Below are 20,021 nucleotides of genomic sequence, written 5' to 3'. Positions count from 1 at the left end.
ATGCCCGGCTCCGATCCAGCGCGCCCATTTACTGTGGTGGTTGCCGACAACTTCCACTATGTGGAGAAATATAAAGAGTACGAGTACGGAAAGTTTGAGACCCTCGAAGCCGCAATTGCCGCTTGTAAGCGTATCGTCGACGAGTTTTTGATTGAGGCTTTGCGGCCCAGCATGACTGCTGACGAGCTCTACAGCGAATACACTTCGTTTGGAGACGACCCGTACATCGTTGGCTCGGAGGAGCCGGAAGTTCCCTTCTCAGCCCGTACCTAAGCAAAGGCGCGGTGTCTGGAGTTATATGGATCCCAATCTGCACAAAACGCTGATGAGGATGAATCCGACAAATTGCCGGAGCAGCATCGGAAATAGAGGCAATTAAGTTAGATGAGGATCCCTCTGGGCCAGGATATATGGTTGTTTCAGACTGCAGGAAAGCAACTTGGGGATCCCAGGTTCCCCTAGTCTGCTTTGGGAGACAGATAAGGGGTATGTTTGTGTTGGCCGGTTAGAGATCGAAGGCAGGGCAAATGTCCCAGACTTATTCGGAATGACTATCGCGAACGGAGCTATTGTACTGGCTACCGTCTCATCGCCATTTGAATTGACTATAAATAAAATAAACACACAAGCTCTCAAGCACGGGGGGGCAACGGTGGGCATTGGATCCCGGGAACCAGGGATTCCAGCAAGCCGCTACAGGCATCCCAGAGCAGCTCGATCACGTAATGGAATCCAGCCTCACCCCCGTAGTAGGGATCCGGAACTTCTTCGTCAGAATGAGAGCGGCAATAGCTGCACATCAGGCGCACTTTCTCGGCATATTTTCCCTGGGGATCCAAGCTGAGAATGTCGCGGTAATTTTGTCGATCCATAGCCAGGATCAGGTCAAACTCGCGCAGGTCGGCAGGTCGAATCTGGCGGGCCTTGCCTTGTAGCTCTAGGCCATAGCATCGGGCTGCTTGTTGCATGCGCCTATCTGGGGGGCTGCCGATGTGATAGGCTGCCGTACCTGCTGAGTCGCAGATAATTGCTTCCTTATGGCCGCTGCTGCGCAAAAGGTGATTGGTGATGCCCTCAGCAGTGGGAGAGCGACAGATGTTACCCAGACAGACAAACAGAAGCTTTTGGCTCATGGCAACCTCCCCATCGGATCCCATGTGTGGGCCCACCACAGGATGTATCCGCCTGCAACAACGGGACGGATTCCCTTTCTATTTTCCACCAAGAGCCGCTGCAATGTTTTGTCGGCGGCTATCGTAACATTGCAGATTTAATTGAACCGACAAGGGATCCCCAGGCATTGCTGCAGCAGCTTCAGGTATTCTTGTCCCTCCATGAGAAAGGCACCAAAACGGGCCAGGTGCGGGTTCATCAACTGAGCGTCGAATAGGCGAAAGCCCCGCTCCCGTAAGTGCTCCACCAACTTCACCAAGGCCACCTTCGAGCCGTTGGGGATGCGGTAGAACATCGACTCGCCGATAAACGCCGCTCCAAGGGCAATACCCAGGATCCCGCCTGCCAAGGTCTCTCCCTGCCAGGTTTCAAAGCTGTGGGCAAAGCCAGACCGGTGCAGAGCTGCGTAAATCTGCTTCAGCTCAGGGCTGATCCAGGTTTGGGGACGAGCGGCACAGCCCTCTACCACCTGCTCAAAAGCGCAGTTCAGCCGCACCTGAAAGCGACCGCTGCGCACCAAGGGCCGCAATGAACGGGGGCAGTGGAATCGCTCATCGAGGGGGATCACCGCGTGCCGGTCGGTGCCGTACCAGGCCAGGGATCCCGTCTCTTCGTCGGCCATCAGAAAGTAGCCTTGGGCATAGCCTGCCAGAATGGTGGCCAGATCCACCTGCATCGCCTCAGTTGCGCTCCTCAAGATTGCCATTCTGGAGAGAGACTGGCAAAGTCTCCCCCATTAGCCCTGGGGTGGCAATCCACACAGCCGCTCACCCGCACAGGAGTGGGAAACTCCACTTGCAGATGCAAAGCGCGGAAATAGCGGGAATCTGCCAAGCGATAGGGCACCTGTTCCCCTTGTCGCAGGGGCCGGGAGTTGGGCCGCAAATAGCCCCAGGCCAGTTGTAAAGCCACGCCGCTCAGGGGCTGGATCTGCTGGCCATAGTGGTTGGGATCCTGCAGCAGCCGTCGCCAGGTTTCAGTGGGCAACACTTGGGCGGGCAACGCCACATGGCAACTGCCACAACTGCGCACATATTGAGCTTGCTCCAGTTGGGCTTGAGTCAGGCCCTGCTGGGCTTGTGCTCTCAGGTTCTGCGCTGATCCCGCCAGCAGGGATCCCATAAACCCGGACAGGATGACTACCATGCTCCAGATCCAAAACCGCCGGCGTCGTCGTTGCAAAGGAGCCATGCTCTCACACCCACTGCCCATGCTTTCCCACTCTAGATCAGGTGGCCGCTCGCCACAGTGGGACGGAGTCCATAAGATCCGGCCTCAACTGCTGGGATCGACTTGATCGACTTGGCCTATTTTTGGAGGAGCTTGAGAGATCGCGGATCTCCTGCTGCATTTTCCGCATTTCTTGAGGCATCTCCCGCAGCTCCTCTTGGGCTTGATCCGTGCAGCGCTCGATGGCGCGGGTGCGCCTGTCAAAGCCGGCGACGGTCAAGTTTTTGGATCCCTCTCAAGCTGAACCCGGCCAGAACCAGAGGGGAGGCTGTCTGGGTTTAAAATAGCGGGGCTGCAGACTTTCCCACCAAGCGCTCATGAACTCGCCCAGCTTACTCTGGCCGGATCCCGACGGGATCCCAGCGCCCTCTCAACCGGGGATCCTCGGCATTTTGGCTTCCGGCAATGGCAGCAATTTCGAAGCTATTGCCCAAGCCATTGAGGCTGGGGAACTGCAGGCCCAGATTGCTGTGGTCATCACCAACAACCCCAAAGCCTACGTGCGGCAGCGGGCCCAAAAGCGAGGGATCCCTTGCGTCTTGCTCGACCACCGAGACTACCCCTGTCGCGAAGACCTGGATGCAGCTATCCTCCAAGTGCTCTGGCAGCATCACGTGGAATGGGTGATCATGGCCGGGTGGATGCGCCTGGTTACCCAGGTGTTGTTGTCCGCCTACCCGGATCGCGTCCTGAACCTGCATCCTAGCCTGCTGCCCAGCTTCAAGGGCCTGCGTGCCGTTGAACAAGCCCTGAAGTGCGGTGTGAAAATCGCCGGCTGCACTGTCCATCGGGTCACCCTGGAAATGGACAGTGGCCCCATCGTGGCCCAAGCAGCCGTGCCGGTTCTGCCCGAAGATACCGTGGAATCCCTTTACCGGCGCATCCAGGCCCAGGAGCACCGCCTCTACCCACTGGCCATCCGCCTCTGCCTGGCAGAGGGATCCCTGCTACCCAAGTCTTCGGGGAAGCTGCACAATTGAGGTTAAGTCCAACGCTGGCGCATCCCATGGCCGAGATCCCGCCTCTCCTCGTCTTCGATAGCCCGGTGATCCTGGCCGGTCGTCTGGCTCTATGGCAGGAGTGGGCACGGTTTGGGGTGTGTGTGCTGCCACAGGCAGTGATGGCCGAGTTGGAACGCCTGACCCGGCAGGCTATTGATCCCCAAGAAGAATCGACAGCCCGCGAGTTTTTGCGCCACTGGCCCAGTCTAGGGTTTGCCGTCTCAGAAGCCCGTGCCCTGGTGGGTGGTGCTGGTGCCGGCGATCAGTCCATGAGGGTACGTTTGGAAGAAGCGATTGCCGAATGCGCCTATGCCCTGGCCCAGCAGCAGCCGGGAACGCTGGTGGTTTTGGTCAGCAACGACCGGCCTTTGGTGGGGCGAATTCAGGGTCTGGGTCTCAACAACCTCTGTGCCATCTCTCTGGCAGAGCTGAACCGGTGGATGCGTCAGCAGCAGCGCCCTCAGGCTGTGGTTATGGCTTTGAATCGGTTACCAGGGCCACCCATTCCTGCCGCCCAGTTGACGTCCTCTACCCTCGCTCCACCTGCCCGTCCCTTGAGTTCCTCTCCAGCTTCCGGGAACCCCCCCGCCCAGGCGCGGCAGCGGTCTGGAGCTGCTCAGGTGGGGCCGAGTACAGCCCGCCTCTGGCCCTTTTTGAAAAGCCTACAGAATGCCCTTGCGTTGTTGCTGGCCCTGGTTTTCCTCTCGGCAACCGGGTTGCTGGCCTGGCGCCTGCTCGATCCAGAAGGAAGTGAAGGGATCTGGCAGCGGCTACCTCTCTCTCGGATCCCTTGGATTCGGGATCTATAGCCAGTTATTCCGAACCAACTTAAGACCCTTTCCGGTCTTCAGCCGGCCGCAGTCATTTTATAGTCGTTTCAGTTATTTCAGGTTAGGGTGAGACTCCTGGGCTGCTGATCGCGCCAGCGGGACGGAGTCCTTGAAAAGCCCTCTGGCCCTGTGCATTTAACGTTTGTTTTAGTGTTGTTTTAGGTGTGAGTGCAGTGTCCTAGTTAGAATGAAACGACCGTAATGAGGAATGAAACTGTTCCGTCGCATTGCCTAGGGGTGGTCGCGGAAGCGGCGTGGAAGGCTTGGGCGGCACCGCTGAGCAGTTGGGAAGCGTCTTAACCTAACTTGAAATGACTACAATGGGATCGACTCCAGCTCTTCTCCCAAGATGGGATCCCTGAAATACAAAGTTTGCTGCCAACCAGGATGAATTGGGTTTTGGCGCAGGTCAGCAGTGACGGGATGGCCAAAGTTACTGCTCAGCAATCGTAACGTTAAAGCCCTTATTTTTCAGGGTTTCCGCATGATAGCGGGCATACTCCAGTTGCTTAAATGCTGCCAACTGCACAAACTTCTGGCCATTCACATCTTTGACAAAGGCCCCATCAGAAACTTCTCGAGCACGTGCCAAGCTCTCATCTCCCGAGTAGGTAGTGAGCACCAAGAAGGTTCCCTCGCCGCGGTTCGGCCCCAGAGAGTCTACGCTGTTGTCGCTTAGGGGCACCACGTTCTGGGATCCCGCAGAAGTAGGCGATGAAGGTTGGGACGGGCGCTCCAGGCTGGCTGCCAACTGCTCCACCGTTTGCAAGCTGGGGGGAGAGGGTTCCTTGGAAGCCAAGGCCAAGTCGGTCTGCAGGCTGTCCAGCAGGTTAGGAACGCCTTGAAGAGGATCCACCTGTACGTCCTTCAAGTCCGGGGTGGCCGTCAAGCCCAGCGCCAGCCGATCCGGATCCAAGCCACCGGAATAGAACTCCTCTCCCACCTGCCCTTCCACCGGTTCCAGTGGGATCAGGGGCAACTGGGCCAAATCCAGCTGGGCAGGGATCCCTTCTTCCGCCCTGCTGGCAGCACTTTGGGGCAGGGACAGTTCTTCCGGCCAGATCAGCCAGCGCACCCCAAAGCCAATCCCCGCGCAGGAAAGCACCCACAGCAGCAAGACCCAGAGGGGCGAAAAGGCCCCGGAGGGCCGCGGCATCTCTTCCTCTTCCAAGTCTTCCACCACCTCTTGAATGAGTACAGGTGAAGGGCGCTGTACAGAGCTGGTATTCCCAAGCTGACCTGCTCGTGGGGGCGGGACAGAGTCCATGCGCTGCAAACGCTGCCAGAGGCGGAATCGCTCCAGTTCTTTCAGCACATCCAAATGCAGATGGCTCAGCGCCTCCTGAAGAGCAAGTTGAGGAACTGGATGTGAATGGGACTGCTGTGCCGGAGACAGGGGTTGGGTAGGGTCTGGGGGAAGCGGAGAAGGACTCATAGACAGCCCACACTCAACTTGATGTAAAGTCGGAGAGCAAACAATGCCGATCCACTGTTACAGCCGGAAACAGCCTAACAGGAGAACCCACCTTGGGAACAAGGATTGCCAGCGCCCCATACCTTGCCATAAACCACCATGCCACAGGGCTATGGCAGTCTTCTAGGGCTTTGCCTCCAGATAGAGGGCACGCACATCTGTCGGTAGGTTCTGAAGCAAGATCTGACGGGCAGAGGCAACGATGGCATCCACATCTTCTGGAGCAAGGTAGTATCCGTCAGCCTTGAGTTGGTCGGCAATGCGAACCGGTGACCAGCCAAAGCGATCCCGCAGCAGCAGAATGAAGCGCAGATCTCCCGGCAGGGTATCCAAACCAGCAGTCAAATAACAGGCCAGTGCCGGTGAAAGAGAGGACTTCGCCCCGCCTCTGGTGGAGTCGAGACTGCAAGAAGCTTGAGGGTGGGTGGGGATCCCATCCAAGGATTGGATCAGCTCACGGGTTTGCTCCGCCAGCCAGGGTCGCAGCACAGGATCCCCTTCGCCAGCCGCTTCTTCCACAAGGCTGTGGACATCTAGGCGCTGTAGGCGCGGGTAAAGCCGCAACCAAACCTGCTCTCGATAGGCAGCCCACTGCTCGGGCGGCAGATGTTCGGCAAGGATCCCGTCCACCCACTTGCAGTAGCGGCAAAACAGGCCGATGAAGTAGCGCGCCACCTCCGGCTGCCGTTGAAAGGCCCGCAGCAACTCCAGATCGCTGTAATGGGCCACCCCCCGCACGATAGGGGCGTTGCATTCCGGCCAAAAGGCGGTAGCTTCGGGCATGAGAATTTCTCCCGCAGAAAAATCCCTAGCTATTCTCCAGGATCTCCCGGCAGGCGGATAACAACTGCTCCTGCTCCGGCAGGGTGCGCAGGCCAATGCGCAGGTAGCGATCTCCCAGCTCGGGAAAACTCAGGCAATCCCGCACCAGAATCCGGTGCCGCTGCAGCAGCGCCCGCTGAATTTGCGTGGCAGAGCCAGGGCAGCGCACCAACACAAAATTGGCTTGACCAGGCCAGGGATCCCAGCCGGGCAGTGCTTGCAAACCCCTGAACAAATGCTCTCGGGCCACGGGTAGCCAGGCCAAGGTGCGCCGGCGGAAGTCCTCATCGGCCAAAGCTGCCGCCACTGCCACTCCCGCCAATCCGTTGACGCTCCAGGGATCCCGCCACTGTCGCCAGCGCTGCCAGTGATCCGGGTGCCCCACCGCAAAGCCAATGCGCAAGCCGGGCAGTGTGAAGAACTTGGTGAGGGAACGGATGACGATGGTGTTGGGATGAGCCGCCAGGTAGGGGATCAAAGTTTGGCTGCGGGGCATTGCCGACGAGCTGGAGTTTAAGCTCAGGGTGGGCTCCCCCGGCAAAAAGTCCATAAAAGCCTCGTCCACCACCACCCGGTCGAACTGGGGCAGGAGAGGCAGGATATCTTGCTGCGGGATCAGCCAGCCCGTCGGGTTGTGGGGGTTGTTTAGCCAGAGCACCCGGTTTCCCTTGCCTGCCACCGGAAGGGGTTCCTGCAGAAGGGTAAAACCGGCGGATCCCTGGCCGGGGAAAAAAGGCAGCGGCTTGATGGTTACCCCTGCTGCCCGCAGAGCCCGCGCATAATCCCCAAAAGCAGGCTGGGGCAGCCATACCTCCCGCCCTTGCGCATCCCGGGCTGCCCAGGTGAGCAACTCCGCTGCCCCATTGCCCACAAAGATCCACTCAGGATCGACGGCCCAATGGTTGGCCAAACAGATGCGCAAGTCCCGATAGTCGGGATCCGGGTAGCGGCTGATTACAACCGGGTCTGCTGCAGACAGCGCCTGAGTCAGAGCTTGCAAGACCGATTCCGGTGGGCCCAGCGGATTCAAGCTGGCCGAAAAATCCAGAATCTCCTGGGGAGAGCAGCCAGCGATTGCTGCTCCCCAAGCCCAATTGCCACCATGTCGAGGCTGCTCCACGCCCTACCCAGCAGCCGAGTCCCAACCCGGCGAAATTAAGATTTCCCCCCTGCTACTGCTTCGCGGAATGACTTGCCCACCCTAAAAGTGGGGACGATGCTCTCTGGGATCACCATTTTTTGGTTGGTTTTCGGGTTGCGACCTTCCCGCTCTTTGCGCTTGCGAGCCTCAAAGGAGCCGAAGCCCACCAGGGTCACCTTCCCCTTGGGTTCACCGTTTTCATCGCGGGATGCGACCTCTTCGACAATGATCTCCAGTGCGGCGGAAATGACAGCCTCCGCTTCTTTTTTGGTTACATTGGCGCGATGAGCGACGGCATCAACAAGTTCTGCCTTGTTCATCCTGATCTCCTTTTGAGTTAGGCAATAAAGTTAGAGCGTTCCCTGGATCGCGGATTCGCTCAGGCGTTGCAGAGCGGCCACGGCCCAGAGTGTTCTCAGTGTGTGGGAGCGGGGCTTGCCCTGCAATGCGCCAAGGCGCCACTGGCGCGAATGGCAGGATTGTGGCAGTTGAGCTCCAAATCACTGACATATTCTACAGCTAAGTTAGGGCAGAAGCCTGCTGGGCAAGGGGTTTTAGGGGATCTTAACGCAATTTTCTGGGAGACAAGAGACTGCATATACCCAGTTGGCTCGGATCCGACAGAAAGCTAGGGCTCACGACTCGGGTCGGAAGTAGGCCCGCATCACCTCTCGAAAGATGGGAGCGGCCCGTGATCCACCCCCACCGCCGCTGTTTTCCAGAAAGACCACGACCACCAATTCGGGCCGGTCGTAGGGAGCATAGCCAACATACCAAGCGTGGGATCGCCGCGGCGGATCCTCTGCGGTGCCGGTTTTACCAGCCGTTGGGGGAAATCCTGGCCCCAGGTTGGCGTTGCCGCCAGTGCCGTAAACCACGACATCTCGCAGCCCCTGCTGCAGGATCTCCAGGGTGGCAGGGGAAAGACCTACCTTTTGGCGCAGCGGCACAGGGCTTTCCGGGATCACCTGGTGCGAGAGCAAGGGGCGCACCCGCCAGCCCCCATTGGCCACTGCCGCCGTTACCACCGCCATTTGCAGCGGCGTAGCGGTAATAAATCCCTGGCCGATGGACATGTTGACCGTGTCGCCCACATACCAGGGCTCGCGCCAGTGGCGCTGCTTCCACTCAGCATCCGGCACCAGACCCGCGGCTTCCCCTTTGAGGCCAATCCCGGTCAGTTGTCCCAACCCAAAGCGGCGCGACCATTCTTGCAAAGGGGCAGCCTTGGTGCCGAGGGCGATTTGGTAGAAAAAGGTGTCGCTGCTGTAGGCCATCGCCTGCCGGTAGTTCAGCCGCCCGAAGCCGGCCCGGTTCCAGTCCCAAAAGCGCCACCCTCCCACCTGGATGTAGGGGCCGGTCTGCAGCACCGTATTCGGGGGGAAGGCTCCCGACTCAATCCCGGCAGCAGTGGTGATGATTTTGTAGGTGCTGGCGGGGGGATAGGGCCGCAGGCCGCGGTTGAGGAAGGGAAAATCCTGCTGCTGCAGGCTCTCCCACTGGGCTTGGGTGATGCGGCTGGAAAAGAGGTTGGGATCAAAGGTGGGATAGCTGGCCATGGCCAGGATCGAGCCATCGCTGGGATCCATGGCGATCACCGCTCCTTTGCGTTGGCCCAGCGCCCGCTCTGCCGCCTGCTGCAGGCGCACATCCAAAGTGAGCTGCAGGGTGTTGCCCGGTTGGGGCGCTTGTTCTCCCAGCACCCGCAGCACTTCCCCCATAGCGTCCACCTCCACCTGTCGCCCGCCCCATTGGCCGCGCAGATGGTTCTCGAACAATTCCTCCACTCCCATCAGGCCAACGATATCCCCCAGGCGATAGCTAGGGTCGGCCCGCAGTTGCTCTAGGGGGATCTCGCCGGTATAGCCCAGCAGATGAGCGGCCAAGTCGCCGTGGGGATAAAACCGCACCGTCTCCGCCTCCACCATCACCCCCGGCAGCTCGCGGCTCATCTCCTCCAGTTGAATGACCACCTGGGGGCTGGCGTTGCGCAGGATGCGCACGGGAAAAGGGGAACGATATCCAGCCTGTTCTAGCTTTTGGGCGATCTCCTCAGGGGCGATGTTCAAGTAGTCTGCCAACTTGGGGATCATCTCCTGCCAGCGCTGCCGCGACTGCACCAGAGGCCAGAGGAAGACCGAGTGGGACAATTGGCTGCCCGCCAGCAATACGCCGTTGCGATCCACAATGCGTCCGCGTTCTGGCGGCTGGGGCAACAGGCGAATGCGGTTGGTATCGGCCAGCTGGCGGTAATACTGGGTGCGCGCTAGCTGCAGGTAGGCCAGACGGGATCCCAGCCCTCCAAACAGCAGCAGACTGGTCAGCAAGAGCAAGACAACGGCCCGATAGCCCTGCCCCACCGTTTTGGCCGATGCGGATCCCAGCCAACGAGGACTACCGCCGTCCGGCAGGGGTGGGGGAAGTACCCGGCGAGGGGCAGGCGGCCTGGAATGGGGGGAGAACAGGGCTTGCGGATCCCGTCCTGCCAAGGTGTGGGGGCTTCGCGCGGCGTTGCTGACGGGGTAGAGTTTGGCCATGAAATTGCCAGAAGAATTGCAACCGATACACCCAAAATCGAGAGGAGATGCCCGCTCTCGAGCAGGCAGTCTCAGCATCCATCCAGTATCCCTGGCTGCGGCAAGCCTCGTCCAGGAGTGGCAGCGTGGATAGAGCAGAACAACAACGGCTGCGCCAGGCTGCCTGGCTGATGGTGGGCAATGGCCTGCGCCTGGGGTTGTCCGGGGCCTATTTCATCCTGTTGGCCCGTCTGTTGGGGCCGGAAGCCTTCGGGGTTTTCTCCGCCATCTTGGCCTGCAGCAACCTGGCCGCCCCGTTTGGCTATTTGGGCCAATCGGAACTGCTGATCCAGCGCCTCAGCCGGCAGGGATCCCCGACTTGCACCCAGGGGGTTGGCCCCAGCTTATGGTTGGCGGGATTGGGCTGTGGGGGGATGGCGCTGGTGTTGTGGCCCCTCTTGAGCGTTTGGCTGGCCGGGACGCCGGCAGCGGTGGTGGGGGTATTGCTTTTGAGCGATCTGCTGTTCATCGCGGTGCCAGAGGTGTACAGGGGGATCCTGATCGGGAGAGAGCAGGCTGCTGGGGTAGCCCTCATCGACACGGGCATGGCGCTGGGGCGATTGGGGGCAGTGTTGTTGGCGGTGGCCTTAGGCTGGGGATCCCTGGTGCAATGGGCTGTTCTGTACGGCCTGATGGTGTTGGTCGTGCTGCTGCTGATCGCGAGGGGGATGGGGCGGTGGAGCGAGCCTTCTCCCCCCTTGGCCCTGAGCTGGCGAGATCTGCGGGAACGGCTGATAGCGGGCTGGGACTTTGCGGTGGGGCTGGCCGCGGTGAAAACCTTCACCGATTTGGATAAGCTGCTCTTGCCCCGTTTGGCCTCAGCAGCGGCGGGGGGTCTTTACAGCGCTGCCTATCGGGTGATCAACTTCTCGCAAACGCCGATGATCGCCCTGCTCACCAGCCATTTTGCCGAGCTGTGCCGCCAAGGGCAGAAGGGCCTTCCGCAAGGCTGGCGCTACGCCTGGCAGCTTTTCCCTTGGGTGGTGGGCTACGGCAGTTTGGCTGCTCTGGGGCTGGCCCTGGGATCCTACGGAATCCCTTGGGTGCTGGGATCGGCTTACCGGGAAACGGCCCTCATCCTGCGCTGGCTCAGCCCGGTCATTTTGCTGGAAGGGATCCACCTTTTGCTGTCTCACCTGCTCACCGGGGCAGGGTTGCAAAAGCCCCGCAGCCGTCTGCAACTGATGGCTCTGGGGCTGAATGGGCTGTTGAACGGGGCTTGGATCCCAAGGTGGGGTTGGCAGGGGGCGGCCCTAGCGACCTTGCTGTCGGAGATGGCCTTGGTGCTGGCTTTGCTGCTGTTGATTGGGGGGCGATTACACGCTCTGCAGAGATCTGGGCCTAGGGAGCCTTAACAATTTTGTAGGTGGCTTTGGCATCGGGGCCAAAGGTGATCACATCCCCCGACTTGAGCTGGTGGGTGGTCAATTTCTGGCCGTTGATCAACAAGCCATTGGTGCTGGGCCGACCCTCCAAATCCCCATCCAAAATGCGGTAGCAATATTCTCCCTCTCGCTCGGCGGGAATCCGCAGCAGCATGGCGTGGTAGCGGGAGGCATACTGAGAGTTGAGACAGATGTCGTTCGCCAAGTCCCGACCGATGAAGTATTTGGCGGATCCCAGCACCTGGGTACGGCGGCCATCTCGGTCTTCCACGATCAAGATGTGCTGGTGGGTACCGGAAGGAGAAGGCGCAGATTCAACCATACTTCCGCTGCCAATACCAGTGTTTAACGGTACCTCAAACTATACACAAGTTTAGCCCTCTTCCTGCTATCGCTGGGTCTGCAAAACCGCTTATTATCCAGCACCCAAGAACCTGACCTAGCGAGGAACATTCTGGAGCAGTGAGCCGACCCATCCGGGGAAGAGGGTGTAAGCTCCTACCGCCCATTGGGCCATGCCCACCACCACCTCTGACTTGGACTGGCGAGCGGCGTCCCAAATGGCTTCGGCAACTTCTTCCGGCTGGCTGGCCCAGAAACTCTCCAGCGCCTGTTGCATTTGCTCGCGGGCTTTGCCACCTGAGGTTTGGGAGTGGCCATCGGGAGAGGACTCTGGCCCCACCTCATCCAGAAAAATGGCTCGCTTGAGGAAATTGCTGCTGACGATGCCCGGATGGACGCCAATTACCTGGATCCCTTGGGGTTGCAGTTCCAGACGCAGCGCTTCTGTCAGCCCACTGACCGCGTACTTGCTGGCACAATAGGCGCTCATCTGGGGCAGGGGCATTTTGCCGCCAATGGATCCCACGTTGATGATCTGGCCTTTTTTGCGCTTCAACATGTCGGGGAGCACGGCTCGGATGGTGTGGAGGTAGCCCCAAAAGTTGACCGCCATCAAAGCCTGCCAGTGTTCCAGGGTAGTTTGCAAAAAAGGGCCACTCATGCAGATGCCGGCGTTGTTGATCAGGCAATCGATGCGGCCATAGCGTTCCAGAGTTCTCTCCACCAGGTTTTGCACCTGTTCTGGCTGCGTGACATCGGTGGGAACGGCCAAGACCTCGGCGTTGAGGCTTTGCTCTAGGTCGATGGCAGTTTGCTTCAGGGTTTCGGCAGTGCGGGCAGCCAGCGCCAATCGGTAACCCCCACGGGCAAAGGCAAAGGCAGTAGCTCTGCCGATGCCTTCAGAGGCGCCTGTAATTAAAACAACATCGGCCATCCTGCTTCTCCGCAAATCTGGACTGGGATCCCTCTACCTGTTGTAGCTTCTCCGAGAGTTAGGGATCCCTGCTTGGCTGAGGGCTTAAGATACTGAACGATAGCGAAGATAAGGTTTATGGCCTCTACCTACTCATTTGATATCGTCAGTGATTTCGATCGGCAGGAACTGGTGAACGCTGTGGATCAAGCCCGACGGGAGATCAAACAGCGCTACGACCTCAAGGATACTCAGACGGAAATTGAGCTGGAGGAGGGATCCCTGACCATCACCACCGCCAACGACATGGCCCTCAACTCCATTCGGGATCTGCTTCTTACCAAAGCGGCCAAGCGGGGTCTATCCCTGAAGATCTTCGACTTTCAACCGCCGGAGAGCGCCGGTGGCAACCGAGTGCGCCAGGTGGTTCACCTGAAAAAGGGCATTGATGCCACGCTGGCCAAACAGATTGCCAAGCAAATCCGCGACAACTTTAAGAAAGTGCAGCCTGCCATTCAAGGGGATCTGGTGCGCGTTTCCGGCAAGGATAAAGACGAGCTACAGGCGGTCATTCAAATGCTTAGGCAGCAGGACTACCCAGTGGCGCTGCAATTTGTCAACTATCGATAGGGATCCTCTGGGCTTCCGTATCTTTCCCCTCAACCCCTCTTGCAAGATTAGAGATCTCAGGATCTGTGAAATGTTGGGTTTAATGGCTGCTGGAAATGGTGATGGCCTACGCTCCTCAAAGCTTGAGTTTTCGGCCAATTGGGATAGGGGGCTCTGGTGAGAAATCTTGTGAAAGTAACCGTCGGAATCAAGCCAGCAAGTCTCTGAGAATCTCATTGGAAAATAGCCAGCCATCGGGCGGAATCAGCTGTAGCCGGCCTGCCTCACAACTGGCCCATCCCTTCTCAAAATAGGGATCCAGCCTCTCCAAAGCTTGCTCGACCTTTGGGTGGCCAAAACGCTCCTGTAAATGGCCCAAATCCAGACCTTCCTTTAGACGCAACCCCAACATCAAAGTATCCATCCAAACTTCCTCTGGGGATGCTTCAGGAGGGAGAGGGTGGACTCCGACTTTCACCTGCTCGAAGTAGTGGTAAAGGGTTTTGGGCTGCTGAATGCGCCGTCCCCCCTCGTAGCCGACGGATCCCATGCCAAAGCCAAAGTAAGGGCGATTTTCCCAGTACACTCGGTTGTGGCGACAGGCGTAGCCGGGGCGGGCAAAATTGGAGATTTCGTAGTGGATGTAGCCCGCTTCGGTGAGCAGCTCCCGCGCCATTAGGTACATGGCAACTGTGGTTTCCTCGCTGGGCAAAGGTGCTGCTCCCGGTCGGTACATCCGACCAAAGCGGGTTCCCGGTTCAATCGTCAGATCATAGACGGAGACATGGGTGGGGTTAATCTCAAGAACAGCTCGTAGAGACTGCTGCCAGTGTTCCAAAGTCTGGTAGGGCAGCCCAAAGATCAAATCCAGGTTGAAATTCTCAAAGCCCGCCGCCTGCAAGTCGGCCACGGCTTCGTAAACTTCCTCCACTCCATGCAGGCGACCACAAGCGGCCAGCAGCTCTGGCTGAAATGCCTGTACCCCTAGGCTGATGCGGTTGACCCCCAGCTCCCGGTAGCCCGCCAACTGCTCCCGCGTCAGGGTGCCGGGGTTGGCCTCCAGAGAAATCTCGCAGTCGGGATGAAACGGGATCCTCTCCCTCAATTGAGTCAAGATCCGCCCCAGTTGCTCCACCGTCAGCAGAGAAGGGGTGCCACCCCCGAAAAAAATGCTGGTCAACGGTCTGGGATCCCCGGCCAGATGGCGGTAGCGGTAGGCGCCGCCGATCTCCCGGCAGAGCATCTGCACGTAGGTTTCCATCAACTTGCGGGTGCCCAGGCCGGTGGCAAAATCACAGTAGTGGCAGCGTTGCCGACAAAAAGGGATGTGCAGGTAAGCCGCCTCAGGCCAATCAACCTGGTCGCGGCAGCATTGCAGAGCAGTATCGGTCGGAGTGGGATTGTGCAAAGCCGTTGCCACAGCCATGAGTCAGCTCAAACGGGTTAGAACCACTATACTGATAGACTCCGAAACTCCTCACGAGGAGGAATCCCATGGGAGCTGTGCGCCTGGCGGTAATCGACTATGATGCCGGAAACTTGCATTCGGCTTGCAAAGGCTTGGAGCGTGCCGGGGCAGAGGTGCATCTGGTAACAGAGCCGGTCGGGCTGGAGCGTTTCGACGGGATCATCCTGCCGGGAGATGGGGCTTTTGATCCGGCCATGCAGCAGTTGCGAGAGCGAGGCTTTGTGGATCCCATCCGGGAGGCGGTGCAGCGGCAGCAGCCCTTCTTGGGCATTTGCATTGGTTTGCAGGTTTTGTTTGAGAGCAGCGAAGAGGGGGTGGAACCGGGGCTGGGCATCGTGCCCGGACGGGTGCAGCGCTTTCGACCGGAGCCGGGCTTGCGTATCCCCCACATGGGCTGGAACCAGTTGCACCTTACCCAACCCCAATCGCCTCTTTGGGCAGGGATCCCGGATCAAAGCTGGGTTTACTTTGTCCACTCCTACCACGCAGTGCCCAATGACCCAAGCTGGGTGGCTGCTACCACCCAACACGGCAGCCAAACCTGTGTAGCCGCTATTGCCCGCGGCACCTTGTTTGCTACCCAATTTCACCCCGAAAAGTCGGGCCCTGTTGGCTTGCAGATGTTGCAAAACTTTGTCGAGTTTGCTGCCCGTTGCTCCCTTTTATCTGCTCCCAGAGCTTAGTGCCCCATGAACTACTGGCTGATGAAATCTGAGCCCAGCGTTTACAGCATCTGGGATCTGCAGCGGGAAGGCCCAACCCTCTGGGATGGCGTGCGCAACTACCAAGCCCGCAACTATCTGAAGGCAATGCAGCCTGGGGATCGCGCCTTTTTCTACCATTCCAATGCCGAGCCACCCGGAATTGCCGGTTTGATGGAGATCCTGGAAACCCACGTGGTGGATCCCAGCCAATTCGACCCTGCCAGCCCCTACTATGATCCCAAATCTACCCGCGAGGATCCCCGCTGGCATACGGTGCGAGTGCGGTTTGTCTCAGCCTTTGGGCGATTGATCCCTTTGGCTGAATTGCGAGACACCTTCACCCCAGAGGAGCTGGAAGTAGTACGACGGGGCACGCGACTGTCGGTCATGCCGGTTGCCGAAGGGGTGGCGAAACGATTGCTGGCGCTGACGGGAGTTTCTACGCAGTCTCCTCTATGATGGGCGAGGCCAACCTGAGTGGGGCCAATTTGCGTGGCGCCGACCTAAGTGGGGCGGATCTAACGGGGGCGGATTTGCGAGGGGCCAATCTGTCGATGGACAACCTAAAGAGCGCTTTTCTGGAAGGGGCAATCTACAGTGCCAACACCCGCTTTCCCGCCGAGTTCGACCCAAAATTTGGAGGGGATGACATTGTTCGGCGCTGACCCCAGCTCACCGGCTTAAAATTCATGAGCCAAAGGCTGAGAGGCCCCAGCGCTGTAGGCTATCGAAGGCCGCGTAGGCCGTTAGATCCGGCTGCAGGGGCGTAATCGACACATAGCCCTCAGCAACCGCCCGCACGTCCGAACAGGGATCCACCTCCTCTTCCACCACCTCTCCAGCTAGCCAGTAGTAGGCCTTGCCGCGCGGATCCACCCGTTTCTCGTAGAGATCTGTGTACTTGCGCCAGGCCAGGCGGGCCAAGACCATGCCGCGTATTTCAGCCAGCGCTAGGGGGGGCACGTTGATGTTCAACAGCATCGGCTCCCCCAGGGGTTTCAGGCTCAGTTTCTCCAGTAGCTTCAGCACCACCTGGGCCGCTGGTTGAAAATCCTGATGGGTAAAACTGGCCAAGCTTACTGCCAGGCTAGGGATCCCTTCCAATAGCCCTTCCATTGCCGCCGAGACGGTGCCGGAGTAGAGCACATCCGTGCCCAGATTGGCTCCCTGATTGATGCCGGAAATCACCCAATCGGGAGGACGATCCAATAGCCCGTCCAGACCTAACTTGACACAGTCGGAAGGGGTGCCCGAACAGGCCCAGGCCTGCACTTCTGGAGGAAATCCCTCCCGCACCGGATCCACCCGCAGCGGCTTGTGCAACGTCAGGGCGTGGCCGGTGGCCGAGCGCTCCCGATCCGGACAGACCACCGTTACCTGGTGCCCCCCCAGCTGGGCCAGCGCTGCCGCCAAACACCGCACCCCTGCCGCCTGGATGCCATCGTCGTTGCTGATGAGAATATTCATCCCAGCCACCCCACACCCGCCCTTAGACATACACCAGTCTGACCCAATGATCTGCGCTGATCCCCCAGGTAGCCGAGTTCAGCGGCAGAATCTGAAAATTTACGGCTTCTTGGGGTTATTATTGGACGTAGCCTTTTGAACAATATCAGTAGGAACACAATGTCACCCTATGAGGTCAAGTGCCATTATGAAGCTAAGGTAAAGTAAACCCTGCGGTTTCCTTCCTCTTTGTATTTGCCTTCTTGTGTGTATCTTGCTGTTTCTCCATCCCCATCTTCCTAAGACTCCGTCCCGTTGACGTGTAGGTGCTCCGCACCGCCGGCGCGAACGCGGAAGCGTTGCATAGCCTACAGCCGGGTAAAGCTGGAAAGTCTGTAAAACCCATCAGGTCGCTCGAGCGACAGGAAGTTGATCTCATGTCACTTGTTTCCATCACATCGGCAACAGAGGCTCAGGAATGGCGTGAGCTTTGCCAGTGGGCCGAGGAGCACTACCGCTGTCGCACCTTTCCCAAAGACGTGCGCATTCCCACTCGTCCGGGATTGGTGTACATCACCCAAGAGGGAGTGGTGCGCCTGGTCAGCCAAACTCCAGAGCGGCGGGAGGTCTTTGTTGGGTTCATCACGGCTGGATTTCCTTTTGAGCTGAGCAACCCAGAGCGCTTTGAGTTGAAAGCCTGCACCCACGCCGATCGCACCACGGTGATGTGGTTTTACTGGCAGGATCTGGAGCAGTGGCCCTATCTGCACCAGAAGATTCAGGAAAACTTCCGCCAGCAACTGCAACGGAAGCTGCTGTGGTTGGGAAATCTGGGCCAACGGCGCGCCATCGATCGCCTCAAGGGCTTCTTGAGCCTGTTGATCGAAGAGTATGGACAGCCCTGTGAACAAGGGATGTATCTCCCCTGGCCCCTTACCCATGCCCAGATTGGGGATGCCATTGGGGCCACCCGCGTGACGGTGACTCGTCTTCTGGGATCCCTGCGTTCGAAAGGGTTTGTGCAGGTGCTGGATCAAAACTTAATTTGCATTCCCAACGGGGTAAAGCTCCAGCCCACTCCGAAGAAGGCGGCCAGCGCCTAACCCTGCTGTCTAGATGCTATCCAGAGTGTTATGCCTACAGCAGTCGGGAACTGCACTGCTGACGCGATGGGCCTGCAGCTCCACTACCGTACTTGGGGAAAAGGGATCCCCTCCCTCCCAATCTTGATGCTCCACGGCCATCCGGGCAATGCCGACTGCATGGCGGTATTTGCAGAGGCAGTGGCGGGAATGCACCCCTGTGTGGCGCCAGATCTGCGCGGCTATGGACGTTCGCAGGTGGTGGATCCCTTTGAGATGCAGGATCACCTAGAGGACTTGGAGCGGCTGCTGGATCGCCTGGGCTGGCAGGCGTGTCTGGTTCTGGGCTGGTCTTTGGGCGGGATCCTGGCCCTGGAGTTGGCTTTGCGGCTGCCGCAGCGGGTAAAAGGCTTGGTTTTGGTGGCCAGTGCCGCCTGCCCCCGCAGCAACCATCCCCCCACCGATTTTTGGGATCAGGTCAACACCGGCATTGCCTCGCTGCTCAACTGGCTTTGGCCCGGCTGGGAATGGAACATCGAGACCTTTGGCCGTCGCTCCCTTTACCGCTACCTGATGCAGCAACAGACCCCAACGGCCTATCGGTATTTGGCGCACATGGCCTTGCCCGCCTATCTGCACACCTCCCCCCAGGCTCGCCAAGCTCTGCGCGCCGCTTTGCAACGGGGCTACAACCGCGAGGGAGATCTGCACCGAATTCGCATCCCGGTACTGCTTATGGCCGGCGAGCGGGATCGCCACATCACCGCCAACAGCAGCCTGGCCACAGCCCGCGCCCTGCCCCACTGCACCTGCATTGTCTATCCCAACGTGGCTCATCTCTTTCCCTGGGAGATCCCCGACCGGGTGGGACAGGATCTGCGCCGCTGGCTCAGCGCTCAAGACTGGGCAAGTGGGATCCCGGTGGTTGGCTCTTCCGCTCCCTCTGCAGACAAGGCGGCAGAAGCCTGACCCTGGGCCAACTTCCGCAGCCGGGCAAAGGCCTCTTCCTCTAGATGGATCTGCTGCTGCTGTTGTTCTTCTGGGGTGCGCAGGCGCTTTCCCAACGGCTGTTGCAGCGTGCCCAAGAGCAACGGCTCGGAAACTCCCGGCTCGGGATGGATGACGGTGCGGGCCCGCAAGGTGAACACCGGCGAACCGGTGGAGAAGCGGCCCGGGGATCCCAAATCGCTGGCCGCCTGCTTCAGGGTGAGGATCAGTTGCTCTGGGGTGATATCCGGGCTGACAGCAATAACCGCTCGATCCGCCCCTTGGTCATAGACGGTGGTGTAGGGGGCAGCACCGGGAATGCGGGAGCGAAAGATCGGCCCCAAGCTGAGGGCAAAACATCCCGCTGTTAAAACCAGCGCAAACGCCGTGTAGCCCACCAGCGCAAACTTCAAGGGCCAATTGCGGATCCAGGCCAGCAGGGTGAGCACAGCCAGCAAGCCTGCTAGACCTAGCCCAATTTGGGTGGCAGAGGCAAAGAAAGATTCCAAAGTTGCATCCATGATTCCCCAGTTTAGCGGCTAGAGCTTCATCTCTAGGATGCAGGATGAGCCCGATTCTGGCTGCCCTATCTAAGGACTCCGTCCCGCTGGCACCCTGCTCCAGAAGGGCTTGGCTGGTTCTATCACCAAACCCCTGTGAGAAGAGGCAAGACGGATCAACCTACCAAACCCAGAAAGCAGCGAGCCTTACAGCTCGTCACAGCAGACTAAAAATCATGGGCAAGGTCGGATTCGAACCGACACGGTTTCCCGCCGCATTTTGAGTGCGGTGCGTCTACCAGTTTCGCCACTCGCCCGACCTGGAAACATTATCCTAC

Annotated in this window: 23 protein-coding genes and 1 tRNA gene; 10 read left to right on the top strand and 14 right to left on the bottom strand. The window is 59.0% G+C overall.

Annotation, left to right across the window (positions count from 1 at the left end; translation table 11 throughout):
• Positions 1-273, top strand: a complete 273-nt coding sequence (locus tag ACVWY8_RS00245; protein ID WP_414347213.1) for a hypothetical protein — start codon at positions 1-3, stop codon at positions 271-273.
• Positions 274-632: 359 nt separating this feature from the next.
• On the opposite strand, the gene ACVWY8_RS00240 is transcribed toward ACVWY8_RS00245, so the two are convergent.
• The 3 genes from ACVWY8_RS00240 to ACVWY8_RS00230 form a co-directional block, all read right to left on the bottom strand.
• A complete protein-coding gene (locus ACVWY8_RS00240; protein WP_011432541.1) occupies positions 633-1,133 on the bottom strand; it encodes a low molecular weight protein-tyrosine-phosphatase in 501 nt (166 codons plus the stop codon).
• Between the two features lie 137 nt (positions 1,134-1,270).
• Positions 1,271-1,849, bottom strand: coding sequence for a leucyl/phenylalanyl-tRNA--protein transferase (gene aat / locus ACVWY8_RS00235; protein ID WP_457392612.1), 579 nt, complete (start codon positions 1,847-1,849; stop codon positions 1,271-1,273).
• Between the two features lie 17 nt (positions 1,850-1,866).
• On the bottom strand, positions 1,867-2,319 hold the full coding sequence (locus tag ACVWY8_RS00230; protein ID WP_457396699.1) for a hypothetical protein: 453 nt from the start codon (positions 2,317-2,319) through the stop codon (positions 1,867-1,869).
• A 401-nt stretch (positions 2,320-2,720) separates the two neighbouring features.
• Here ACVWY8_RS00230 and purN point away from each other — a divergent pair, with 401 nt between their 5' ends.
• Positions 2,721-3,383, top strand: a complete 663-nt coding sequence (gene purN, locus ACVWY8_RS00225) for a phosphoribosylglycinamide formyltransferase (protein ID WP_457392618.1) — start codon at positions 2,721-2,723, stop codon at positions 3,381-3,383.
• 26 nt (positions 3,384-3,409) lie between these two features.
• Positions 3,410-4,213 (top strand): PIN domain-containing protein, encoded by an 804-nt coding sequence (locus ACVWY8_RS00220; protein WP_414343432.1) that lies wholly within the window; start codon positions 3,410-3,412, stop codon positions 4,211-4,213.
• A 454-nt stretch (positions 4,214-4,667) separates the two neighbouring features.
• Here the strand turns inward: ACVWY8_RS00220 and ACVWY8_RS00215 are convergent, their stop codons facing one another.
• The 5 genes from ACVWY8_RS00215 to mrdA form a co-directional block, all read right to left on the bottom strand.
• Complete coding sequence (locus tag ACVWY8_RS00215; protein ID WP_414424117.1) at positions 4,668-5,549, bottom strand: hypothetical protein; 882 nt, start codon at positions 5,547-5,549, stop codon at positions 4,668-4,670.
• Positions 5,550-5,831: 282 nt separating this feature from the next.
• Complete coding sequence (locus tag ACVWY8_RS00210; RefSeq protein ID WP_457392621.1) at positions 5,832-6,491, bottom strand: hypothetical protein; 660 nt, start codon at positions 6,489-6,491, stop codon at positions 5,832-5,834.
• A 25-nt stretch (positions 6,492-6,516) separates the two neighbouring features.
• Positions 6,517-7,650 (bottom strand): threonine-phosphate decarboxylase CobD, encoded by a 1,134-nt coding sequence (gene cobD / locus ACVWY8_RS00205; RefSeq protein ID WP_457392623.1) that lies wholly within the window; start codon positions 7,648-7,650, stop codon positions 6,517-6,519.
• 35 nt (positions 7,651-7,685) lie between these two features.
• Entirely contained in the window at positions 7,686-7,991 is a 306-nt protein-coding gene (locus tag ACVWY8_RS00200; protein ID WP_414352206.1) for an HU family DNA-binding protein, read from the bottom strand.
• 315 nt (positions 7,992-8,306) lie between these two features.
• Positions 8,307-10,208, bottom strand: coding sequence for a penicillin-binding protein 2 (mrdA, locus tag ACVWY8_RS00195; protein WP_457392626.1), 1,902 nt, complete (start codon positions 10,206-10,208; stop codon positions 8,307-8,309).
• Between the two features lie 125 nt (positions 10,209-10,333).
• Here mrdA and ACVWY8_RS00190 point away from each other — a divergent pair, with 125 nt between their 5' ends.
• The gene (locus ACVWY8_RS00190) at positions 10,334-11,602 is read left to right on the top strand and encodes a lipopolysaccharide biosynthesis protein (RefSeq protein WP_457396697.1); all 1,269 of its coding nucleotides are present in this window, start codon (positions 10,334-10,336) and stop codon (positions 11,600-11,602) included.
• Here ACVWY8_RS00190 and ACVWY8_RS00185 read toward each other — a convergent pair.
• Both ACVWY8_RS00185 and ACVWY8_RS00180 read right to left on the bottom strand, forming a co-directional pair.
• Positions 11,589-11,954 carry an FHA domain-containing protein gene (locus ACVWY8_RS00185; RefSeq protein ID WP_457392632.1) on the bottom strand — a complete coding sequence of 122 codons (366 nt, stop codon included), beginning with the start codon at positions 11,952-11,954 and terminating at the stop codon, positions 11,589-11,591. The two genes, ACVWY8_RS00190 and ACVWY8_RS00185, sit on opposite strands and share 14 nt — an antisense overlap.
• 117 nt (positions 11,955-12,071) lie before the next feature.
• On the bottom strand, positions 12,072-12,908 hold the full coding sequence (locus ACVWY8_RS00180) for an SDR family oxidoreductase (protein ID WP_414328908.1): 837 nt from the start codon (positions 12,906-12,908) through the stop codon (positions 12,072-12,074).
• Positions 12,909-13,025: 117 nt separating this feature from the next.
• Between ACVWY8_RS00180 and ACVWY8_RS00175 the strand changes: the two genes are divergently transcribed.
• Complete coding sequence (locus ACVWY8_RS00175; protein WP_011432526.1) at positions 13,026-13,517, top strand: YajQ family cyclic di-GMP-binding protein; 492 nt, start codon at positions 13,026-13,028, stop codon at positions 13,515-13,517.
• A 187-nt stretch (positions 13,518-13,704) separates the two neighbouring features.
• On the opposite strand, the gene hemW is transcribed toward ACVWY8_RS00175, so the two are convergent.
• Positions 13,705-14,922, bottom strand: coding sequence for a radical SAM family heme chaperone HemW (hemW, locus tag ACVWY8_RS00170; RefSeq protein WP_457392635.1), 1,218 nt, complete (start codon positions 14,920-14,922; stop codon positions 13,705-13,707).
• A gap of 68 nt (positions 14,923-14,990) precedes the next feature.
• Between hemW and hisH the strand changes: the two genes are divergently transcribed.
• From hisH to ACVWY8_RS00155, 3 genes are read left to right on the top strand one after another with little or no spacing between them, the layout of a single operon-like run.
• Complete coding sequence (hisH, locus tag ACVWY8_RS00165) at positions 14,991-15,647, top strand: imidazole glycerol phosphate synthase subunit HisH (protein WP_457392638.1); 657 nt, start codon at positions 14,991-14,993, stop codon at positions 15,645-15,647.
• A 6-nt stretch (positions 15,648-15,653) separates the two neighbouring features.
• Entirely contained in the window at positions 15,654-16,127 is a 474-nt protein-coding gene (locus tag ACVWY8_RS00160; RefSeq protein ID WP_457392641.1) for an EVE domain-containing protein, read from the top strand.
• Positions 16,124-16,333 carry a pentapeptide repeat-containing protein gene (locus tag ACVWY8_RS00155; RefSeq protein WP_414328915.1) on the top strand — a complete coding sequence of 70 codons (210 nt, stop codon included), beginning with the start codon at positions 16,124-16,126 and terminating at the stop codon, positions 16,331-16,333. Before ACVWY8_RS00160 ends, ACVWY8_RS00155 begins: the two co-directional genes overlap by 4 nt.
• Before the next feature lie 22 nt (positions 16,334-16,355).
• Here the strand turns inward: ACVWY8_RS00155 and surE are convergent, their stop codons facing one another.
• The gene (surE, locus tag ACVWY8_RS00150; RefSeq protein WP_414328916.1) at positions 16,356-17,135 is read right to left on the bottom strand and encodes a 5'/3'-nucleotidase SurE; all 780 of its coding nucleotides are present in this window, start codon (positions 17,133-17,135) and stop codon (positions 16,356-16,358) included.
• 416 nt (positions 17,136-17,551) lie between these two features.
• Between surE and ACVWY8_RS00145 the strand changes: the two genes are divergently transcribed.
• Both ACVWY8_RS00145 and ACVWY8_RS00140 read left to right on the top strand, forming a co-directional pair.
• On the top strand, positions 17,552-18,217 hold the full coding sequence (locus ACVWY8_RS00145; RefSeq protein ID WP_011432518.1) for a Crp/Fnr family transcriptional regulator: 666 nt from the start codon (positions 17,552-17,554) through the stop codon (positions 18,215-18,217).
• A gap of 30 nt (positions 18,218-18,247) precedes the next feature.
• Positions 18,248-19,165 (top strand): alpha/beta fold hydrolase, encoded by a 918-nt coding sequence (locus ACVWY8_RS00140; protein WP_457392643.1) that lies wholly within the window; start codon positions 18,248-18,250, stop codon positions 19,163-19,165.
• Here ACVWY8_RS00140 and ACVWY8_RS00135 read toward each other — a convergent pair.
• Positions 19,093-19,704, bottom strand: coding sequence for a Ycf51 family protein (locus tag ACVWY8_RS00135; protein ID WP_414343408.1), 612 nt, complete (start codon positions 19,702-19,704; stop codon positions 19,093-19,095). The genes ACVWY8_RS00140 and ACVWY8_RS00135 overlap by 73 nt on opposite strands.
• 216 nt (positions 19,705-19,920) lie before the next feature.
• A tRNA-Leu gene (locus ACVWY8_RS00130) sits at positions 19,921-20,000 on the bottom strand.
• Positions 20,001-20,021: the final 21 nt, after the last annotated feature.

The sequence above is a fragment of the Thermostichus sp. OS-CIW-32 genome, assembly GCF_054060415.1.
This window is presented reverse-complemented; position numbering and strand designations above follow the sequence as displayed.